Raw genomic sequence first — 20,716 nt, forward strand, 5'->3', positions numbered from 1 at the left:
GGATATTTAATGTCGATACGTTGTTTTTCAGTCCTTACTACTGCATTGCTAACCAGCGGTTTGATGGCCGGTTGCGCCACAACCCGGCAAATTGCCGTCGATTATCCGAAAACCGAGTCTTTACCGATCAAGCCGCTACGCGGTCAAACCACGGTGAGTGGCGATGATTACTATGTGCAATTAGTGTCGGACTTTGATTTCAAGGGGGATAACGCCTTGAAAGGCGGTTGTAGCGATGTAGGTGGCCACTACGAAAACGGCGACCTATCCGCCGCGCTGGTATTTAGCGTTCATAACGATCCGCTAAAACTGAAGCGCGAAGCCAGCGGCTTTTTGTACCAAGCCACCACCGGCAAATGCAATTTCAAACTGGAAACCAAAAAAGCCTCTCTGACGCCTTGGTTAAGGCTCGACTCCAGTAAGGACACCCTGATCGAATACAATTTTTTGACCAGTAACAGCCACGAAGCCAATCTTTCCCAGTTGATCAGCGACGTTAATGCCGCCAGCAGTTTGTTCGCCTTCACCGGCGTCGGCGCCGGTATGGCAGTAATGGGCAAACTGGCCGGCAACTGGGTGGAGAGCAATCCGCAAGTGATGGCCAAAACACCGGCTGCCGGCCCTTCCGGTAACGGTAAATACAGTTCCGAGACGCATTCTTTGCCTGCCAGCGTGGTACTTGCGGGCGACAGCAGTAGTTTCAATCAAATCCGTCTAGGTGTTTACGAAGTGGTTGAAGGTGGATTAAGTGCCTGGTCTTCCGAAAGCAAACTGCTGGGCGAATTGCGGGTGTACCCGGAAATTGTCTCCTCATTGCTGTTGAAAACCTCCGGCGATCTGCCGCCCGATGCGCATGATTTGTCACTTGATGAATTGTGGCGGGTACCGATCCAAACCGCCAACGGCGAAGTGAGTTTGCGGCAGTTGATCGATCAGGTAGACCCGGCCGCCAAACCCAATCTGCAACCGGATTGGCAGAATTATCCGGATGTAGAAAGCCAATGCCGGCGCTTGAAGTTGGCGATGAAGGATTTGGGCTTCAATAAATTTGATCGCAATGCGGTGTTGTATTATTTCCTGAGTAAAACCTCGCCGGATTGGAAAAACTTTAATATCTCCGCACAGCGGGCCATGACAGACGAAATTCGGCCGAAGTTGCTGGAACAATACCGGGCTAAGGATTTCGCCGGCTGTCTGGCGAGCGAAGACTATGCCGTGATGAAGAGCATGAAACTGGCGGTTAATACCGAGGAGGATTGGGAGGCGCTGACCAACTCCCGGCAGAAAAAAGAAGGCGTCATCAACCCGATTCAATCGGCGGCGCGACAATTTTTATCGGCCTTGCAAAATCCCAACAAGGACGAGGCCGCCCGGCAGTTATACCCTTTGTTAAATACCGAAAAAGGTGGGAACGGGACGGTGTTACTACAAAACCATCTGGGCAACTTTGGTTTGGAAGCGCTTTTGCAAGTACCGACGGTAGCCGACGAAGGCTTGCTGATCAACGCCGGTCAGCTAGCCGCCGTGTTTAGTGGGTTGAACGTCGAGACCTACAGTTGCGCGCGTCCGGCTCAGGATCAAGGCCAGCCTTTGGCGAATATTGGCATTATGCTGTTTGTCACCAAGCCCGGCAGTCCGCGCGAAAAAGGTGGGGCTTTGGAGTTTGAGTTAGTGCAAGGCAAGATCGCCCGATTGGCTTTTCAACATCCGTCCTTCCGCGATTTCGAACAAAATCTGGCCGATTACCCGGATCTCGGCGGATGTCGAATAGAAGCCGATTTATTGAATAAGTTGCACTAATTTCCAGCGCATGGTGGTGACAATGAAGCGGAAAAAGGGCTTGATCGCGGCACTGGGGCTAATCGCGCTTTTGGCACTCTATGCCTTTTTGGGGTTTTACCTGGTACCGACACTGGCGTTGAAAAAACTGCCGGCCTTGCTGCAGGAAGAAACCGGACAACAAGCCCGGCTATCAGAGATTCGCTTCAACCCATTCAAGTTCACGTTGATGGTGGAAGGCTTTGCCTTGGGGCCTAAAGACGGCAAAGAACTGGTGGGCTTCCAGCGTTTATTCGTCGATTTGGACGCAGTTGAATCGGCAAAGCTTGGCGGCGTGGTGTTAGATGCTATCGAGTTGAATAATCCGCAATTCAATATCGAACGTCGCGCCGATGGCGCGTTCAATTTTGCGGATATAAAAGTCAAACAATCAGAGCCGCAGCCCGACACAAAAGACAGTGGCGGCGATAGCTTGGCGCTGTTGGTCCATCAAATTGCGATTAAAGAAGGACGCATAAGTTGGCAGGACGCTGTTACCGGTCAAGTGCTATCGGAAAACTTGTTGCCGCTTAATCTGACTCTTAACGAGCTCAGCACCCAAGCGGCAAGCAGCGCGGTCGGCGATTTGAGCATGGGCTTGGAGTCGGGCGGGAGTATCGAATGGCATGGTGATTTCTCGATTGCGCCACTGGCGTCAAAGGGTCGTCTGAAGCTGGAAAAGATTGGTTTGGCAAGAAGCTGGCAATTATTTTTGCAACAAATCCTGCCAGTGGAAATCGTCAACGGTCTGCTCGGCTTGCAAGTCGATTACACGCTTGCCGAAGCGCCGCATGGTTTACTGACAAAAATCAGCAACGGTAACATCGACATCAAGCAGCTGGAAATCACCGAGAACAATCACGGTAAGCCTTTAGTCAGCCTGCCGGCCTTGGCTGTCAGCGGAATTAATATCGATGTTAATCAACAGCAAGTTGAGATTAGTGCGGTATCCAGCAGCGATGCGGCGATTAGCGCATGGTTGCAAGCGGACGGCATTGTCAATTACCAGGCCTTGTTTGCCGGAGATACCGCAGCTCCAGCCACCACTCAGCCATCGGCAACACCGGCGGTTGCAGAGGAGAGCAAGCCGTGGCTGGTTAAAGTGGATGAGTTAGCACTGAACAACTACAACATTCATTTTACCGATTTCAGTCTGCCGAAGCCGCTGGAGCTGCAACTGAGCGAGTTGAGTTGCAAGTTGCAGAAATTCAGCACGCAGGACGGCGGCAAATTGCCTGTGCAATTGAGCAGCAAGTTTAATAATACCGGTGGTTTGAAAGTTGACGGTGAGATGAGTTTGCAGCCCTTTACGGGGTCTTGGACGCTGGATATTCAGGATATCAACCTTAAAGTGTTCCAGCCTTATCTGGATCCATTTTTGAAACTGGAATTGGTGGATGGCGACTTTAGCGGGAAGGGCAATCTGCAATTGGCGGTTGCCGAGCAGCTGCAACTCAGCTTTCAAGGCGATGCCAATTTAGAAGGCTTGGTGACTCGGGATCAGGTCAAGAACGCGGATTTCTTGAAATGGTCCAATTTAGAGGTCTCGGGGATAGACATCGATTTGGCGAAACAGGACTTCAAGTTCGCCAGGGTGATGTTTGATCGTCCTTACCTGCGGTTTAATATTAAAAAGGACGGTCAAACCAATATAGACGATCTGCTGGTGTCGCAAACGCCTGCAAAACCAGCGCCCGCAGCCAAACCGCCTGCAAAACAGGCGGCGGCCGAGAAATCCGCCGAGCCGCGAGTCAGTATCGGTAAAATCGAATTGAAAGATGGTAAATCCGATTTCTCCGACTACTCCTTGATTTTGCCGTTCGTGGCGGCCATGAATAGTCTCAACGGTGAAGTCAGCGGGTTTTCCTCGGATAAAGACGCCGAGGCCAAGTTGGCTTTAAAGGGTAAGGTTTACGAGATGGCCTCGGTGGGCATCAAAGGCAAATATCAATTCGATACAGGTGACTCGGATATTGCCCTAAATTTCACCAATATGCCTTTGCCGTTGATTACGCCTTATATGGCTGAGTTTGCCGGCTATCGAATTGAAAAAGGCCAAATGGCGCTGGATTTGCGATACACCATCAAGCAGTCAGAGTTGGCGGTGCAGAACAAATTGCTAATCGATCAGCTGACGTTGGGTGAGCATGTGGAAAATCCCAATGCAGTGTCCTTGCCCTTGCATTTGGCGATTGCCTTGCTGAAAGATACGGACGGCAAAATCAATCTGGATTTTCCAATCACCGGCAGTTTAGAAGATCCGAAATTCAGTATCGGTTCCTTGCTGGCCAACGTGTTGGTCAATCTTATCTCTAAAGTGGCTCTGTCACCGTTCAAGGCGTTGGGTTCGTTATTGGATGACGATAAAGATTTTAGTGCGGTGGCTTTTGCGCCGGGTAGTGCTGAATTAGCTGTCGAAGAATCCGCTAAATTGGATCAGCTTAACAAAGCCTTGCTCAGCAAACCCGAGTTGACCCTGGAAATCAAAGGGATAGCCTACGAAAACATGGATTGGCCGGCGATGCGTTTTGAAGCGGTAAAAGATGTACTGAAAAAAATGAAGTCCGGCGAGTTGCGCGACAAGGGTGAGAAAGTTCGGCACGAATACATTGAATTGTCCGACGATGACTACAAGCGCTTGCTGGCCAAGTTTTTTGGCGAAGTCTTCCCGCTGGAGATGGATAGATCCTTATTGGGCAAGCCACGGATCAAGAGTAATCCGGACGCTGACTTTTACCCGTTGGCGCAACAGAAGCTGGAAGGCATTTTTCCACCCGATCCGCAGCGCCTTAACGATCTGGCGATTGCCAGAGCCAACCATATCGCGCAGTATCTGGCCGAGCCCGGTGGGATCAGCAAAGATAGGCTGTATCTAATGGCGACCGAGTTGAATCAGGCCGAAACAGCCGATGGGATTAAGTCGGTGCTATCGTTGAGCGCTTCACAGTAAACGGAAGCTTACACTGTTTGTAATATAATGGCGTTTACGCAGCGATAGTGGCGCGTCGATTTGTATTAAAGGTTTTTAAAAATGGAGATTCTAATGTCAACCCAGTTTTTTCGATTTATTCCGCTGTTGGCGCTAAGCCTAGGCGGACTGTTTTTCGTGTCTCCGGCAGCCGCGCAATCGCTAACATCCTGCACGATGACTTACAAGTTAAGTGGTTGGTCACTCGTTTATAAGCAATACGATGGCCTTGGTAATATCAGTTGTAGTAACGGACAGCGGGCACAAGTTGCACTGGCTTCCAAGAGCATAGGTTTTACCATCGGTAAATCGGAAATCGAGGGCACCGGGGTGTTTTCCGAAGTTAGAAATTTGAATGAAATCTATGGCAGCTTTGTCGCTTTTGAAGGGCATGCCGGCGCCACCAAGTCGATAGACGGGCAACTGCTAACCCGCGGCGAAATCTCTTTGGCACTCTCCGGCAAGGGTCGCGGTATAGACATTGGTGTCACGCTGGGCGCTTTGACTATCTCGCCTAGATGATCGGTTTTTACGTTGCCAGTGCTTACCGGTAAGGTTAGAGATTTTGCTGATTATGACAATGATAGGTAAGCTGTGCCGTATATAGTCCGAGATCAGGCAGGTGCAATTGTGCAACTGCGCGACAGCGGCGACGAGTGGCTTGATGTCGACCACCCGGAAGTAGCGGTATTCTTGCAGAAGGTCCCAAGTGATAAGGCAAGGGAAGCCTTGTCAGCCACCGATAACGATATGGTCAGAGTGATAGACGACTTGGTGGATTTACTGGTGGCCAATCAGGTATTGATTTTTACCGAGCTTCCTGAACGCGTGCAAACTAAGTTATTGGCAAGGAAACAACTCAGAAAGGATGTGAATGCCTTGCAAAATTTGATGATAGACGACGAAGGGTTGTTCTAGGCGATGGCTGATGGCTTAGCAACGCAGCGCGCTGTTGGTTTTGTCGCCTATTGGGATGTCATCCTGCATAGTGAGGGATACCCAGTACTTTCATCAATAATGGATTCTTTGTGAAAAACTCTTTTTTTCTGGTCATACCCCAGCAAAAAAATGATCCCCAATTATCGGCGTCGTTTACCGACGATGCGTTACGGCAATGGATTGCGGAACTGCCCACTGCCAATCCCGGTCTGGCTGCCCGTTTGTTTTACGAGTTGTTGGGTGAATTGATTTCGGTGGAAATGCCAGCGGCAAAACGCTTGCATGCCTTGGAGTTACTCAGAGACAGCTTTTACTTGATCGACGATTATTTGCGCTCGCGACTGATCAAGTTCGGTTTCCCAAAGGGTGAAAGCGAAAAAAAAATCTTCGGCTTGGCCTGCGCAATCGAAAGACAATTTACCATCGGCTATTGGAGCGTGGTGAAGGATTTGACCCGCCGCGAAATCGGTTGGTTACAGGGTAAGTCTACCGCGCTGGCGATACAGCGGACTATCCGGGGCTTGAGCCGGATAGTGATAAGTCACTACATGATGAGCTATCCGGTGCCGGATTGGATCTGGATCGATTTGCACTCGTTGTATAAACTCGCCGTGAAGCTGGATAAGGCTGGCTCCAAGGTGGCCGACCAGGGCGGTATATTCAGCAAACTGTCGTCAGTCGAAGACAGCTATAAACAAATATTGCTGTTAAGTTTGGCCTATCCTTCCGGCTTGATGCAGAAAGAGTTTCAACTGGTTTATGAGTTTCTAGAGAAAATCAGCGATTTTTTGCAAATCGAAACCAAACCGGTAGCCGAACAAGCCGTGCAATGCGCGATTTTAATGGACGAAGACCTGCCGCCGGCGTTTTTGCTTAGTGGCGCGCAAACAGATCGCAGGTCGGACTCGGCCATGCTTTACCTGAATCTGACCAAGTTGGGTAAAGTGATCAAGCAGGCAGACAAGTTGTGCAGCAAGGACGAAGCGCGCTTTAGTTCGCTGGAGATCGATAAAAATAATCATCAAAAGCTATCGGCGGAACTGTTCGACTATCTGATGCAGCGCTGGCAAGGGAAGGAGCCGCAAGGGACGGTATATTTTGCTGATCGGCTGGATAGATATGTGGCTATTGGTTTGGAAACGACCTATGATCTATTGGAAACCGGTAGGCCGGGTTTGGAAACCGGTCTGGAAATACGGGCCGAGACTGACTCCGAGCGCGCCTTGTCTTGTAATTTCCAAAAGGAAGGCGTGCTGTCTATCGGCAGCTTGGTGAGTTTCCGCAAGATAGACGCGATGCCGCAACAACGCTCGCTCGGCGTGGTGTGCAAAATACTGCTCCCCAAGCAGGATTCCAAGCTGATATTCGAGGTGATGGTAATCGCCGCCCAAGCTTTCCCGGTGGCTTATCAGGCGCTCGAGGCGGACACCGACGCGGAGCGCAAGAAAGCCTTAATCTATGGCATAAGAGATAACGAAGGCGAAAAAAGCTTTATTATCATGGATTCTTTTCGCTTGAAAGACGGCGATTTATTGCGAATGTTTATGGGACATGAGAATTTTCCCATCATTTTGAACGGCCGCAGAAATATCGGCTTGGGCTACTGGCAGTTCGAATGCCGGCGTATTCTGGACGACGTCATTCCCACGCAGAACAAGAAGAAAGGCTATGATTTTATATAACAAAGACGATTGCCGGCCGGTTCCGACAGGGAATAGGCGGCAGAACCCAGCAAGCAGATTCAATGACATCAAATACCGATCAGACAGCTGATTTTAACGCACTCGTCGATCCGCACGCCCAGCGTGAGGCCGAAAAATACGAGAACCCCATACCCAGTCGCGAGCTGATCCTCCAGCTTATTCAAGAAGCCGGCAAGCCGTTACGCCGCCAACAAATCGCCCAACAATTTGCCCTGGAAACTCCCGATGCCTTGGAAGCGCTACGCCGCAGGCTGCGCGCCATGGAGCGTGACGGTCAGTTAAGTTTTAACAGCCGGCAAAAATATAGCCTGGGCTCCGGGGATAACACCATTGCCGGACGGGTGCTCGGCCATCCGGAAGGCTTCGGTTTCTTGAAACCCGATGACGGTAGCGAAGACTTGTTTTTGTCGCCGCGGGAAATGAAGCCACTGATGCCTAATGACCGCGTAATCGCGCGCGTGGCCGGCCTTGATAGACGTGGCCGCCGTGAAGCGGCAGTGATTGAAATCAGCGAACGCAATACGCATCAAGTGGTCGGCCGGTTTTTTACCGAGGGCCGCGTGGCTTATGTGGTGCCGGATAACAAAAAAATCGCTCACGAAGTGTTGATTGCCAAGGAAGATGTTGGTCATGCCAAGCAAGGTCAGATCGTGGTGGCCGAAATCATTCAGCAACCTAGCCAGCATTGCCAGCCCTTGGGCCGCATCACCGAAGTGCTGGGCGCGCATATGGCACCTGGCATGGAAATTGAAATGGCGATTCGCTCGCACGATTTGCCCAATCAGTGGCCGGACCAGTTACTGGAAGAAATCAAGGCACTAACTCCACAAGTGCCGGAGTCCGCCAAGCAGGGCCGAGAGGATATTCGCAAGTTGCCTTTGGTCACGATAGACGGTGAAGATGCCCGCGATTTTGACGATGCAGTGTACGCGCAGAAAACCCCGAAAGGCTGGAAACTGCTGGTGGCGATTGCCGACGTCTCACACTATGTAAAAGTCGATACCGCTCTGGATGCCGAAGCCAAAAACCGCAGTACCTCGGTGTATTTCCCGGAAAAAGTGATACCGATGCTGCCGGAGATACTCTCCAACGGTTTGTGTTCGTTGAACCCGGAAGTGGATCGCTTATGCATGGTCTGCGAACTGCTGATCAACGAAGAAGGGAATGTCCTGCGTTCGCGGTTTTTTGAAGCTGTGATGCGCTCCCATGCGCGTTTGACCTATACCGAAGTAGCAAAAATACTGGTGGATGGCGATCAGAAGCTGGCAAAAAAACACGCCGCTTTGTTGCCGCATCTCCAGACCTTATACGGCTTGTATAAAGTGATGCGCAATCAGCGCGAGTTGCGCGGAGCCATGGATTTCGACACTCAGGAGACCAAGATCGTCTTTGGGCCGGAGCGCAAAATCGCGGAAATCGTGCCTTTGCAGCGCAACGATGCCCATAAGCTGATCGAAGAATTTATGATCACTGCCAACACGGCGGCGGCGAAGTTTCTGAACAAGAAAAAAATGCCGCGCCTACTGCGGATTCATGATGGCCCAGGCCCGGAAAAATTACTGGCGCTGAAAACCTTTCTAGGCGAACTGGGTTTATTTCTGGGCGGCAAGGCTCAACCCACGCCATTGGATTACATGCATTTGCTGGAGTCGGTAAAGGAGCGTCCCGACGCGCATTTGATTCAGACCATTTTACTGCGCTCCATGTCGCAAGCCGTCTACAGCCCGGAAACCAAAGGCCATTTCGGTTTGGCGCTGGATGCTTATGCGCATTTCACCTCGCCGATCCGACGTTATCCGGATTTGCTGGTGCATAGGGCTATTCGGCATTGTCTGGCCGGCAAATCCGTGGATAGTTTTTATTACACGCATCCTGACATGGTGTTGTTGGGCGAGCATTGTTCGGCGAACGAGCGCCGCGCCGACGACGCCACCCGCGATGTGGTGAGCTGGCTGAAATGCGAATACATGATGGACAAGATCGGCGAAGAGTTCGACGGCTTGATTTCCGCTGTGACCGGTTTTGGGTTTTTCGTTGAATTACAATCGATTTACGTGGAAGGCTTGGTGCACATCGCCTCCTTGGTACAGGATTATTTTGCCTTCGACGCCAGCAAACACCAGTTATACGGCGAGCGCACCGGCGTGCGTTACCGCTTGGGCGATATGGTCAAAATTCGCGTGGTGCGCGTTAATCTGGACGACAAGAAAATCGATTTCGAGTTGATACAGTCGGGTAAGAAAATCGCCAAAACCAAGTCATCTTCCAGCCGTAAAAAAGTTGCAGCTAACAGCAAAACTGTTAAATCAGATAACGATAAAAAAGCCCCAAGTAAGCCAAAAGCCAAAAGACGCCGTCGCTCATGAATTTAACCCAATTGTTTGGCATTCATGCGGTGCAGGCCGCGTTGGATTATTCGCCACAGAAAATTCGCCGTGCCTGGATCGATAGTCAACGGCAGGATGTGCGTCTGAAGCAAGTGATTGACGATCTAATCAAGCTTGGCATCAATCCGGAAAAAACCGAGCGCAAAAAACTCGAAAAGATGGCCGATGGCAAAAATCACCAAGGCATTGTGGTGGCTGTGGAATTGCCGGCGATGCGTAGCGAAGACCAACTTAAGCAGGATGTCGAAGCGCTAACCACTACGCCGTTTTATCTGGTGCTGGATCAAGTGCAAGATCCGCATAATCTTGGCGCTTGTCTACGCACCGCCGATGCAGTAGGTGCGCATGGCGTGATCGTCACCAAAGACAATGCCGCCGGGATTACGCCGACGGTTTGCAAAGTAGCCAGTGGCGCGGCGGAAACGGTGCCGGTTTATCAGGTCACCAATCTGGCCAGGGTACTGCGCTGGTTGAAAGAGCAGAACATTTGGATCATGGGCGCGGCCGGCGAAGCCGAGCAGACCGTGTTTCAGACGAAGCTGGATATGCCCCTGGCGGTGGTGATGGGTACGGAAGGTACCGGCATGCGCCATTTGACCCGTCAGCATTGCGATTTTCTGGTGAAAATCCCGATGGCCGGGCAGGTGGAAAGCCTGAACGTATCGGTGGCCGCTGGCGTATTGTTGTACGAAGTGTTTCGGCAGAAACTGCTTGCTTAAACGGCATGAAGCGCATTTGCTATGTCTCGGCGGCTTTGCTTGCTAGTGCGTTAAACACGATGGCTTATGCCGAAATCGATGCACGAGCAATTGCCTTCAATTGTCGGAATTGTCACGCCGAGTCAAGTTTGGATGCCAAAAGCTCTATCCCTTCGCTAAAAAGTTTATCCGCTCAGCAGATCCAGCAGGCCTTGCTGGATTTTAAATACGACAAAAAGCCTGCCACATTGATGCCGCGTTTGGCTAAAGCTTATAGCGATGCTGAACTTGCGGCTGTTGCGAAATTCTTGAGTCGCAATTAGTGGCAGGCTTATCCCGAAGACGTTTTTTGCAAGGCATTGCCGGCTTGGGAGCGGGCGTTCTTAGCGGTTGTGGCGGGGTGCCGCTCCGTAGTGGCGGTAAAGCGCATGTCGTTGTGGTCGGCGGCGGCTTCGGCGGCGCGACGGCGGCGAAATATCTGCGTTTGCTGGACGCGAATATTCAAGTCACGCTGATCGAACCCAAAGCCAAATATATCACTTGTCCCGGCAGTAATTGGCTGTTTGCCGGTTTGGCGAACCTCGACCAATTGACGGTCGATTACCAGGATTTACAAGACAGATATGGCGTCAAGCTGTTAGTTGATCGCATTAGTAGTTTGGACGCTGCACAAAGGCAATTGCGCTTGGCCGGGGGACAAAGTGTCACCTATGACAGGTTAATCATGTCGCCCGGCATAGATTTTCGCTGGGATGCGATGGCCGGTTACGATCAGGCTGCCGCAGAACAATTTCCGCATGCCTGGCAGGCCGGTCCGCAGACCTTGCTGTTGGCGCGGCAACTGCAAGCGATGCCCGATGGTGGGGTGGTGTTAATCGCGGTGCCGGCCGATCCTTATCGATGCCCGCCTGGCCCTTACGAGCGGGCAAGTATGATGGCCTATTGGCTGAAACAGCATAAACCGCGTTCGAAAATTCTCATTCTCGATGCCAAGCGCAGCTTTTCCAAGCAAGCGCTGTTCGAAGCCGGTTGGACGAAACATTACGGTTACGGCACCACCAATAGCCTGATCGAGTGGCTTAGCTTGGCCGATAATCCTTTGCTCCAACTAGATAAGCAGAATAGGGTACTGACTAGCGAATTCGGCGACCGCTTCCGAGGCGATGTGTTGAATATCATTCCGCCGCAAACCGCCGCGCAAATAGCATTGCAGCATGGTTTGGCAGATGCCACGGGGTGGTGTCCGGTTCGGCCGCTGACCGGGCAATCGCTATTCGACGAGTTTATTCATGTAATCGGCGATGCCGCACACTACGCGCCTATCCCTAAATCCGCTTTTGCCGCGAATTCCGAGGCCAAAGCGTGTGCGTTGGCGGTGACGAGCTTAATCAATCAGACCGCCATCGCTGAAGCGCATTGGCTGAATACCTGCTATAGCCTGATCGCGCCCGATCACGGTATTTCCGTGGCTGGGGTTTACAAACTGGATGCGGCCAATGCGATTGCGCCGGTGAAAGGAGCCGGCGGAGTGAGTGCGCGAACCGATGCCCAAGTTGCCGCTACGGAAGCGGATTACACGCGTGCCGTTTATCGGAGCTTGATTGCCGATACATTTGGTTAATTTGATCATAAATGTTTTATTTCAATAGCTTGTGTTGGTTTTTTGTAATTTTTTTTGAATTGTTTTTCCTTGCAATTGAAACTGAATAAGAAAGCAATTTTTCGGCCAGAATTTACGAGTATTTACTATTGAAGGCGCGGGAATCCGAAAACAGCGTGTTACAATCGCGCCTGTTCCTTTTCCATGGTTGACTGCGTGAAGAAAAAACCGCTATTACAAATACTGTTGCTGAGTATGCTGTCCGGCAAGGCCGCTCATGCAAGCAGCTTTGTAGTTGAGGATATTCAGGTCAAGGGCTTACAAAGAATTTCCGCCGGTACTGTCTACAACTATTTGCCGGTTAATGTCGGCGAAACCTTTTCCGAAGACAAGCAAGCCGCGGCCATCAGAGCCTTATTCAACACCGGGTTTTTCAAGGATATATCGCTGGAACGCGATGGCGGTACGCTGGTGGTGAATGTGGTCGAGCGGCCTTCGGTTGCGAAAGTGGTGATCGAAGGCAACAAAGACATCAAAAAAGAAGACTTGACCGAAGCCTTGAAGAAAATCGGCTTGGCGGAAGGTAAGGTTTACAACAAACAAATCCTGGATAAGGTTGAGCAAGAACTGCGCCGGCAATATTTTAGCCACGGTAAATACGGCCTGAAAATTAAAACCGAAGTCTCGGAATTGACGCGTAACCGGGTCGGCATTCATATCGATATTTCCGAAGGCCGGGTTGCAAAAATCAAGCAAATCAATATCGTCGGCAGCAAATCCTTTGCCAACGATCTATTGCGGAAAGAATTCGAATTAAGCACGACCAACTTCCTGTCTTTTTATTCCAAAGACGACCAATATTCCAAACAAAAGCTGTCCGCCGATCTGGAAAAACTGCGTTCGTATTATCTGGACCGTGGTTATATCAATTTCTCCATCGAATCTACTCAGGTCGATATTACGGCTGATAAAAAGGAAATTTACATCACCATCAACGTCAAGGAAGGCGATGTGTACACCTTGGAAAAGGTCAAACTGTCCGGTGAACTGATCGTGCCGCCGGAAGAGTTGATCAAGCTGGTTAAGGTCGGGCCGGGCGAGATTTTTTCCCGGAAAAACGCTACCGAAACGTCCAAGTCCATTTCTGACCGCTTGGGCGACGAGGGCTATACCTTTGCCAACGTGAATATGGTGCCGGAGATTAACGAGCAGCAAAAAACCGTGGCGATGACCTTTTTTGTCGATCCCGGTAAACGCGTGTATGTGCGGCGAATAAACGTTAAAGGCAATACCAAGACCCGTGACGAAGTGATTCGCCGCGAAGCCCGGCAGATGGAGTCCAGTTGGGCGGCCAGCAGCAAGATTGAACGGACCAAGACCCGTTTGGATAGATTGGGTTATTTTGAGGAAGTGGGGGTAGAAACCCCGCCGGTAGTGGGTTCGGCCGATCAGATCGATGTCAATTACACCATCAAGGAAAAAGCTTCCGGTAACTTGCAGGCCGGTGTCGGTTACTCGCAGGTGCAAGGGATTATTTTTAACGCCAACGTGTCGCAAGACAATATCTTCGGTACCGGTAAGCGGGTAGATTTTGCCTTTAACAACAGCAGTATTTTGACGCGCTACAATCTGGGTTTTTCCGATCCTTACTACACGTTGGATGGCGTGGCGATGGGCTACAACCTCGGTTACACCTCTCGAAATGCTTATGCGGCTAACTTGGCGGCTTACAACACAACGATCACGAATGCCGGTATCAACTTCGGTATCCCGTTGAATGAGTTCGACCGCATTGGTTTTGATATTGATTTAAAGCGCACCGAGATCGAAAACACGAACTTATCGTCGGACACGATTCTAAAATTCTTAGGGTTTCAGAAGGGTGATAATATCTCGGCTATCAGATCCAGAAGCTTTGATACCCTGTCAACTTCTGCCGGTTGGACTCACGATACTTTGGATAGAGCGACTTTTGCCCACAGCGGTGGACAGCAGAGGCTGTCCGGATTGATTACTGTACCCGGTAGTGATCTGGAATATTTCAAAGTCGGATATAAACATCAGCATTATTTCCCCTTATCCAACGACTTTACCTTCCGTTTGTTAGGTGAGGTGGCGCATGGCGGCAGCTACGGTGGTAGTTCCGGTTTGCCGTTTTTTGAAAACTACTTTGCCGGTGGTACTGGGGACGTTCGCGGTTTTATGCAAAACACCCTGGGTGTAATCGATACAAACGAAATCAATACTGCCAACACCTACAACCGTCCTATCGGTGGTTCTACAAAGATGATTGGCAAAGCCGAACTGTTTTTCCCTGTGCCGTTCTTAAGTGATATGAAATCGGTGCGGATTGGCTCTTTTGTTGACGCGGGTACTTTGGCACCTGGACTCAATACCGGCGATTTGCGCAAGTATTTCCGCTATTCGGTGGGCTTGTCCGGCGAATGGTTATCGCCGTTCGGTGCGTTGGCAGTTAGTGTTGCCCAACCCCTTAATTCGGAGAGTACCGATAGAACTCAAGCCTTCCAGTTCACCTTCGGCTCGGGATTTTAGTTTAGTTTGAGCCTGTTTTGCCCTATAATCGCCTTTGCGTTCTGTCTTAAACTCAAAAAATTAACCGGAGATGGTTTTGACCATGAAAAATAGAATTTCTTTGTTTCTAATGCTGATGATTTTTGCTGGCGTGAGTCACGCAGAGCTGAAAATCGGTTTTGTCAATGTGGCCAAGGTTTTGGAAAAAGCGCCACAAGCCGCCAAAGCAAAAACTCGCTTGGAAACTGAATTTTCACCAAGAGACAAAGCGCTGGTTTCTCAGCAAAAAGAGATTAAATCGCTGGAAGAAAAGTTGGGTCGTGACACTGCGGTAATGGGCGAAGAAGAGCGTCATAGAATCGAAAAAGACATTCTGGACAAAAAACGCGACGCGGCTCGTGCACAACAAGAGTTCAGCGAAGATTTCAACATGCGTAGAAACGAAGAGTTGGGCAACCTGCAAAAACGCATCGTAGAAGCAGTAAGAGCGTTAGCCAAAGAAGAGTCTTTTGATTTGTTGCTGACCGACGGTGTTATTTACGCCAACGATCAAATTGACGTTACCAGTCGCGTTCAGCAAAAACTGGAAAACTTGTCGCAGTAAGATTTTCCCCGATGCTTCCCTGATTGCGGAAGCATGCAGCACCTTAAGTGGGGGAGTTCCTGGTCTAAGCGAACTTCCCGCTTCTCCTCATTTCGCACAGATAACTCATGGCCGGCACACTCGATATTTTACAAATTCAGGAACTCTTGCCTCATCGCTATCCTTTCTTGCTGGTAGACAGGGTGCTTGAGTGCGAGCCGGGCGTGCGTTTGCTGGCTGTGAAAAACGTGACATTTAACGAGCCGTTTTTTCAAGGCCACTTTCCAAGTCAGCCCATCATGCCTGGTGTGTTGATCATGGAAGCCCTGGCGCAAGCCACCGCGCTACTGACGTCGCAAAGTAACGACCAATTGGGCAAAGGCACGATTTATTACTTGGCGGGCATCGACAATGCCCGTTTCAAAAAACAAGTCGTTCCCGGCGACCAATTGCGTCTGGAAGTGACTTATATCAAACACAAGCGTCACCTATGGTCGTTCGATTGCCGTGCGGAAGTGGATGGTGAACTGGCCGCCAGTGCGCAAATCATGTGTGCGGCTGTGGCCGCAGAGGCTTAAATGATAGATCCCAGAGCGGTTGTGCATATCAATGCCGAATTGGCCGACGATGTTAAAGTGGGGCCATTCTCGGTTATTGGCCCGGATGTGCAGATAGATTCAGGTACCGAGATCGGGCCGCATGTGGTGATTAAAGGCCCTACCGCCATTGGTAAAGATAATACTATCTACCAATTCACCTCGATAGGCGAAGACCCGCAAGATAAAAAGTACGCCGATGAAATCACCCGCCTGGAAATCGGCGACCGCAATGTGATACGCGAATTTTGCACGATGCACCGTGGGACGCAGCAAGATCGAGGTTTGACTTTGATCGGCAGCGACAATCTGTTCATGGCTTATACCCATGTCGCGCATGATTGCGAAATCGGCGATCATGTCATCATGGCTAACGGCGCCTCGATTGCCGGCCATGTGCATCTCGGCGATCACGCTATTTTGGGCGGTTTTACGTTGGTGCATCAGTTTACCCAAATCGGCGAATACAGCTTTTCGGCGATGGGTAGTGCGATCACTCAGGATATTCCGCCGTATGTGATGGTAGGTGGCAGACCTACTCGCCCGCACGGCATCAATTCGGTCGGTATGGAACGTAACGGCGTGCCGCCGGAAGTGATTCGGCAGATTCGTAAAGCCTATAAGATCCTCTATAAGAACAATCTGCGTCTGGAAGACGCCATCGAAGAAATGGAAGATATGGCCGGCGAAAGCAACGAACTTTCCAATATGGTCAGCTTTCTACGTAATGTCACGCGCGGTATCCTCCGATAACACCCCACGCATAGCCGGTATCGACGAAGTTGGCCGCGGCTGCATAGTCGGCCCGGTGGTTGCCGCTGCCGTGATTCTCGATTCTGCCAAACCGATTCCCGGATTGACCGACTCTAAAAAGCTCACCGAAAAGAAACGCAAGTTGCTGGCCGAACAGATCAAGGCCAACGCCTTATGCTGGGCCGTTGCCCGCGCCGAAGCCAGTGAAATCGACGATATCAACATTCTGCAAGCCACAATGGTAGCGATGCAAAGAGCTGTGTCGCAATTGAACTATCGCCCGGATTGGGTCAAGGTGGACGGCAATCGTTTGCCAATATTGGATATACCTGGCGAAGCTATCGTGCAAGGCGATTTATTGGTCGAGGAAATTTCCGCCGCTTCGATATTAGCCAAAGTCGCCCGCGATGAGGAAATGCAGACGCTGGATAGGCTGTATCCCGGCTATTCTTTTGCTATCCACAAAGGCTATCCTACCCAGCAGCATTTGGCGGCATTAGCGCAGCTTGGGATCACCCCGCAGCATCGAAAATCGTTTGCCCCTGTTAAAAAGTATCTTGTTTAAACAGCCATGACGCCGAGTTTCGTTCATCTTCGTATTCATACCGAGTTCTCGCTAGTTGACGGTATCGTCAGAATTAAGCCGTTGGTGAAGAAACTGGCTGAGTATCAAATGCCGGCTGCTGCGATTACCGAACAGAGCAATTTGTTCTCGCTGGTTAAATTCTATAAAGCAGCGCAAGGTGCCGGCATCAAACCCTTGATCGGCGCCGATGTGCTGATTTTCAACCCCGACGAACCGGCCTCGCCGTTTCGTTTGACCATGTTGGCGCGCAATAAAAAAGGCTACGTTACACTGACCGAGCTGATTTCCCGAGGCTACCAGGAAGGGCAGCATCAAGGGATTCCAATGTTGCAGAAAGACTGGATTGCCGAGAATCATGAGGGTTTGATCGTGTTATCGGGAGCGATGGACGGCGATGTCGGTCAGGCCTTGTTGGCGGAGAATGCCGAGCAAGCCAAACGTTGTGCCGAATATTGGCGGGATTTGTTCGAAGACAGTTTTTACCTGGAATTGCAGCGGCTCGGTAAAGCGGACGAGGAGCGTTACATCAAATTAGCGGCGGATTTGGCTTCCGAGTTAGATTTGCCGGTGGTTGCCACCAACGATGTGCGATTTATCAGCAAAAATGATTTCGACGCCCATGAAGTGCGGGTTTGCATTCATCAGGGGCGGGTGCTGGACGATAGCCGCCGGCCGAAAAACTATACCGCTCAACAATATTTACGCACTGCCGAGGAAATGGCGGAATTGTTCGCCGACATTCCGGAGGCCTTAGCCAATAGCGTGGAAATTGCCAAACGCTGCAATGTCGAGCTGACGCTTGGCGAAAACTATTTGCCCGATTTTCCGGTCCCCGAAGGCATGACTCTGGACGAGTATTTTAAACAAGCCTCTCGGCAAGGCCTGGAAGAACGCTTGATCCAGTATCCGCCGATAGGCAAGGCCAGCTTCGCGGAGAACCGCAAAGTCTATGACGAACGCTTGGAAGTCGAGCTGAACGTGATCACCCAAATGGGTTTTCCCGGCTATTTCATGATTGTCGCCGACTTTATTCAGTGGGCCAAGAACAATGCGATACCGGTGGGGCCGGGGCGGGGCTCCGGTGCCGGTTCCTTGGTGGCGTACGCATTGAAGATTACCGATCTGGATCCGATCGAATTCGATTTGCTGTTTGAGCGGTTTTTGAATCCGGAACGGGTATCGATGCCGGATTTTGATATCGACTTTTGCATGGAGCGCCGAGACGAGGTGATCGACTATGTAGCTCGCCATTATGGCCGCGATCACGTGTCACAGATTATCACCTACGGCTCGATGGCGGCCAAGGCGGTGATTCGCGACGTGGGGCGGGTGATGGGGCATGCCTACGGCTTCGTGGATAGGTTGGCAAAACTGATCCCATTTGAAATCGGCATGACCCTGGACAAAGCCCTGCAAGACAGTGCCGAATTGAAGGCATTGTACGATACCGAGGAAGAGGTCAAGTCGCTGATCGATATGGCGCGTTCGCTGGAAGGGATTTCCCGTAACGCCGGTAAACATGCCGGTGGCGTGGTGATTTCGCCGACCAAGCTAACCGATTTCAGCCCCTTGTATTGTGAACAGGGCGGCGGCAACCTGGTGACGCAGTTCGATAAGGACGATGTCGAAGCGGTTGGCTTGGTCAAATTCGACTTCCTGGGTTTGCGCACGCTGACGATTATCGATTGGGCGCTGCAAACCATCAATCGCCAGCGCGCGCAACGTGGCGAAGAGCCGGTCGATATTTCCCAGATTCCGCGCGACGACCTGCCTAGTTACGAATTATTAAAGAACGCCCAGACCACGGCCGTGTTTCAGCTGGAGTCGCGCGGTATGAAGGAGCTGATCAAAAAACTGAAACCGGATTGCTTTGACGACATCATCGCGCTGGTGGCTTTATTCCGTCCCGGACCGTTGGAATCGGGCATGGTCGACGACTATATCAATGTCAAACACGGTGCCAAGGCCGAATACGCTCATCCCTTGCTGGAGCCGATTCTAAAACCTACCAATGGCGTTATTCTGTATCAGGAGCAGGTGATGCAGATTGCTCGGGAATTGGCCAGTTACACCTTGGGCGGCGCCGATATGTTGCGGCGGGCGATGGGTAAGAAAAAGCCGGAGGAAATGGCAAAAGAGCGGGAAAAATTCATGTCGGGCGCGGTGGCAAACCAGATAGACGCAGCCATCGCGACATACGTTTTCGACCTGATGGAGAAATTCGCCGGCTACGGTTTCAACAAGTCGCATTCGGCGGCCTACGCTTTGGTTGCTTATCAAACCGCCTGGTTGAAGGCACATTTTCCGGCCGCGTTCATGGCGGCGGTAATGTCCTCGGATATGGATAACACCGATAAAGTGGTGGTGTTGATCGACGAATGCCGGGAAATGAAGCTGGAGATCTGCCCGCCGGACATTAATGTTTCCGACTTTCGTTTTACGGTAAACGACCAGGGGCAGATTGTTTACGGTATCGGTGCGATCAAGGGTGTCGGCGAAAATGCAATTGAAGATCTGTTAAAAGAGCGGGCCGCCAACGGAGCGTTTGCGGGTTTGTACGATCTGTGCAAGCGTGTCGATTTACGCAAGGTCAATCGCCGGGTTCTGGAAGCATTGATCAGAGCCGGAGCGCTGGATACTATCGATCCAAATCGCGCGGCGCATCTCGCCGAATTGACCACAGCGCTGCGAGTTGCCGAACAACACGGAAAAATGGCGCTGGCCGGTCAAAACGATCTATTCGGTCTGGCGGTGCAAGTGGAAGTGAGCGACGGTGAAGCGGAAGCTTATTCCACCGTGGTCGAGCCTTGGACCGAAAAAGAAAAGCTGGAAGCGGAAAAGCAAACTTTGGGTCTGTTTCTAACAGGTCATCCTATCGCCGAATATCTGCCGGAATTGAAGCATATTACCCACGGTTCGCTCGCCAGTCTGGAAGTCGATGCCGGCCGCTCCAGAGGCAAAATGGAAGCGCGTGTTGCCGGCTTGATCGTGGAAATGCGTACCCGGCAAACCAAGCAGGGCAAGATGATGGGTTTTGCAACGCTGGACGACCGTACCGGCCGGCTGGAAGTGGCGGCCTTCAGCAATATTTACGACAAATATCGCAACCTGCTCAGCAAAGACACAATCCTGATTGCCGAAGGCTCATTGGCAATGGACGACTTTACCAACAGTCTGAGGATGACTGCCGAGAAGCTCTACAGCATGGAAGAAGCGCGCGAGTTATATGCCCGCGGAATTACATTGACGATAGACCTGGCCAATGGCGACCTGCCGCCGGGTTGGCTGGCAAGCCTACAGACCACACTAACGCCATTCTGCGGCGGCCAATGTCCGATCCAAATCGAGTATCGCACTGCCACCGACAAAGCCACCCTGCAATTGGGTGACGACTGGCGCGTACGTCCGAGCGATGAACTCCTGATCCGCCTGCGGCGCTTGCTGTCTAACGTAACGGTGCTGGTCAGGTACTGACCTGGCGTCTAAGGGCGCTGCATTTCTGTTTGCTGAGGGGATGGGCTGAGTTCGGCCACAACCCGACCGTAGGGGCACC

Annotated in this window: 15 protein-coding genes; all 15 read left to right on the forward strand. The window is 51.2% G+C overall.

Annotation, left to right across the window (positions count from 1 at the left end):
• Nucleotides 1-9: 9 nt before the first annotated feature.
• Entirely contained in the window at nt 10-1,800 is a 1,791-nt protein-coding gene (locus METH11B_RS0124255; RefSeq protein ID WP_036276420.1) for a hypothetical protein, read from the forward strand.
• Between the two features lie 22 nt (nt 1,801-1,822).
• The gene (locus tag METH11B_RS0124260) at nt 1,823-4,768 is read left to right on the forward strand and encodes a DUF748 domain-containing protein (RefSeq protein WP_231499668.1); all 2,946 of its coding nucleotides are present in this window, start codon (nt 1,823-1,825) and stop codon (nt 4,766-4,768) included.
• 93 nt (nt 4,769-4,861) lie between these two features.
• The gene (locus tag METH11B_RS0124265) at nt 4,862-5,308 is read left to right on the forward strand and encodes a hypothetical protein (protein WP_026604268.1); all 447 of its coding nucleotides are present in this window, start codon (nt 4,862-4,864) and stop codon (nt 5,306-5,308) included.
• Between the two features lie 108 nt (nt 5,309-5,416).
• Entirely contained in the window at nt 5,417-5,704 is a 288-nt protein-coding gene (locus METH11B_RS0124270; protein WP_020485701.1) for a hypothetical protein, read from the forward strand.
• A gap of 110 nt (nt 5,705-5,814) precedes the next feature.
• Nucleotides 5,815-7,407: a hypothetical protein gene (locus tag METH11B_RS0124275; RefSeq protein WP_026604269.1), complete on the forward strand. Its 1,593-nt coding sequence runs from the start codon at nt 5,815-5,817 to the stop codon at nt 7,405-7,407.
• A 62-nt stretch (nt 7,408-7,469) separates the two neighbouring features.
• Nucleotides 7,470-9,794 (forward strand): ribonuclease R, encoded by a 2,325-nt coding sequence (gene rnr / locus METH11B_RS0124280; protein WP_026604270.1) that lies wholly within the window; start codon nt 7,470-7,472, stop codon nt 9,792-9,794.
• Nucleotides 9,791-10,534: a 23S rRNA (guanosine(2251)-2'-O)-methyltransferase RlmB gene (gene rlmB, locus METH11B_RS0124285; protein WP_026604271.1), complete on the forward strand. Its 744-nt coding sequence runs from the start codon at nt 9,791-9,793 to the stop codon at nt 10,532-10,534. The genes rnr and rlmB overlap by 4 nt, the downstream gene beginning before the upstream one ends.
• 5 nt (nt 10,535-10,539) lie before the next feature.
• Nucleotides 10,540-10,836, forward strand: a complete 297-nt coding sequence (locus tag METH11B_RS0124290; protein WP_026604272.1) for a c-type cytochrome — start codon at nt 10,540-10,542, stop codon at nt 10,834-10,836.
• On the forward strand, nt 10,836-12,134 hold the full coding sequence (locus METH11B_RS0124295) for an NAD(P)/FAD-dependent oxidoreductase (protein WP_026604273.1): 1,299 nt from the start codon (nt 10,836-10,838) through the stop codon (nt 12,132-12,134). Before METH11B_RS0124290 ends, METH11B_RS0124295 begins: the two co-directional genes overlap by 1 nt.
• A gap of 195 nt (nt 12,135-12,329) precedes the next feature.
• Nucleotides 12,330-14,666 carry an outer membrane protein assembly factor BamA gene (gene bamA, locus METH11B_RS0124300; protein ID WP_442919026.1) on the forward strand — a complete coding sequence of 779 codons (2,337 nt, stop codon included), beginning with the start codon at nt 12,330-12,332 and terminating at the stop codon, nt 14,664-14,666.
• Between the two features lie 82 nt (nt 14,667-14,748).
• The gene (locus METH11B_RS0124305) at nt 14,749-15,249 is read left to right on the forward strand and encodes an OmpH family outer membrane protein (protein WP_020485707.1); all 501 of its coding nucleotides are present in this window, start codon (nt 14,749-14,751) and stop codon (nt 15,247-15,249) included.
• Between the two features lie 107 nt (nt 15,250-15,356).
• Nucleotides 15,357-15,806, forward strand: a complete 450-nt coding sequence (gene fabZ / locus METH11B_RS0124310) for a 3-hydroxyacyl-ACP dehydratase FabZ (protein WP_026604275.1) — start codon at nt 15,357-15,359, stop codon at nt 15,804-15,806.
• Nucleotides 15,807-16,577, forward strand: a complete 771-nt coding sequence (gene lpxA / locus METH11B_RS0124315; protein ID WP_020485709.1) for an acyl-ACP--UDP-N-acetylglucosamine O-acyltransferase — start codon at nt 15,807-15,809, stop codon at nt 16,575-16,577.
• Entirely contained in the window at nt 16,552-17,142 is a 591-nt protein-coding gene (rnhB, locus tag METH11B_RS0124320) for a ribonuclease HII (protein WP_026604276.1), read from the forward strand. Before lpxA ends, rnhB begins: the two co-directional genes overlap by 26 nt.
• A 6-nt stretch (nt 17,143-17,148) precedes the next feature.
• Nucleotides 17,149-20,637, forward strand: a complete 3,489-nt coding sequence (dnaE, locus tag METH11B_RS0124325) for a DNA polymerase III subunit alpha (RefSeq protein ID WP_026604277.1) — start codon at nt 17,149-17,151, stop codon at nt 20,635-20,637.
• The last annotated feature ends 79 nt before the right edge of the window (nt 20,638-20,716 follow it).

The sequence above is a fragment of the Methylomonas sp. 11b genome (genome assembly GCF_000515215.1).
Classification (GTDB): domain Bacteria; phylum Pseudomonadota; class Gammaproteobacteria; order Methylococcales; family Methylomonadaceae; genus Methylomonas.

Bases quoted from the DNA above. Each gene is read 5' to 3' on its own strand.
- rnr (WP_026604270.1), top strand. From the start codon at position 7,470: ATGACATCAAATACCGATCAGACAGCTGATTTTAACGCACTCGTCGAT.
- lpxA (WP_020485709.1), top strand. From the start codon at position 15,807: ATGATAGATCCCAGAGCGGTTGTGCATATCAATGCCGAATTGGCCGAC.
- fabZ (WP_026604275.1), top strand. From the start codon at position 15,357: ATGGCCGGCACACTCGATATTTTACAAATTCAGGAACTCTTGCCTCAT.
- METH11B_RS0124265 (WP_026604268.1), top strand. From the start codon at position 4,862: ATGTCAACCCAGTTTTTTCGATTTATTCCGCTGTTGGCGCTAAGCCTA.
- METH11B_RS0124305 (WP_020485707.1), top strand. From the start codon at position 14,749: ATGAAAAATAGAATTTCTTTGTTTCTAATGCTGATGATTTTTGCTGGC.
- METH11B_RS0124255 (WP_036276420.1), top strand. From the start codon at position 10: ATGTCGATACGTTGTTTTTCAGTCCTTACTACTGCATTGCTAACCAGC.
- rlmB (WP_026604271.1), top strand. From the start codon at position 9,791: ATGAATTTAACCCAATTGTTTGGCATTCATGCGGTGCAGGCCGCGTTG.
- rnhB (WP_026604276.1), top strand. From the start codon at position 16,552: ATGTCACGCGCGGTATCCTCCGATAACACCCCACGCATAGCCGGTATC.
- METH11B_RS0124260 (WP_231499668.1), top strand. From the start codon at position 1,823: ATGAAGCGGAAAAAGGGCTTGATCGCGGCACTGGGGCTAATCGCGCTT.
- dnaE (WP_026604277.1), top strand. From the start codon at position 17,149: ATGACGCCGAGTTTCGTTCATCTTCGTATTCATACCGAGTTCTCGCTA.
- METH11B_RS0124290 (WP_026604272.1), top strand. From the start codon at position 10,540: ATGAAGCGCATTTGCTATGTCTCGGCGGCTTTGCTTGCTAGTGCGTTA.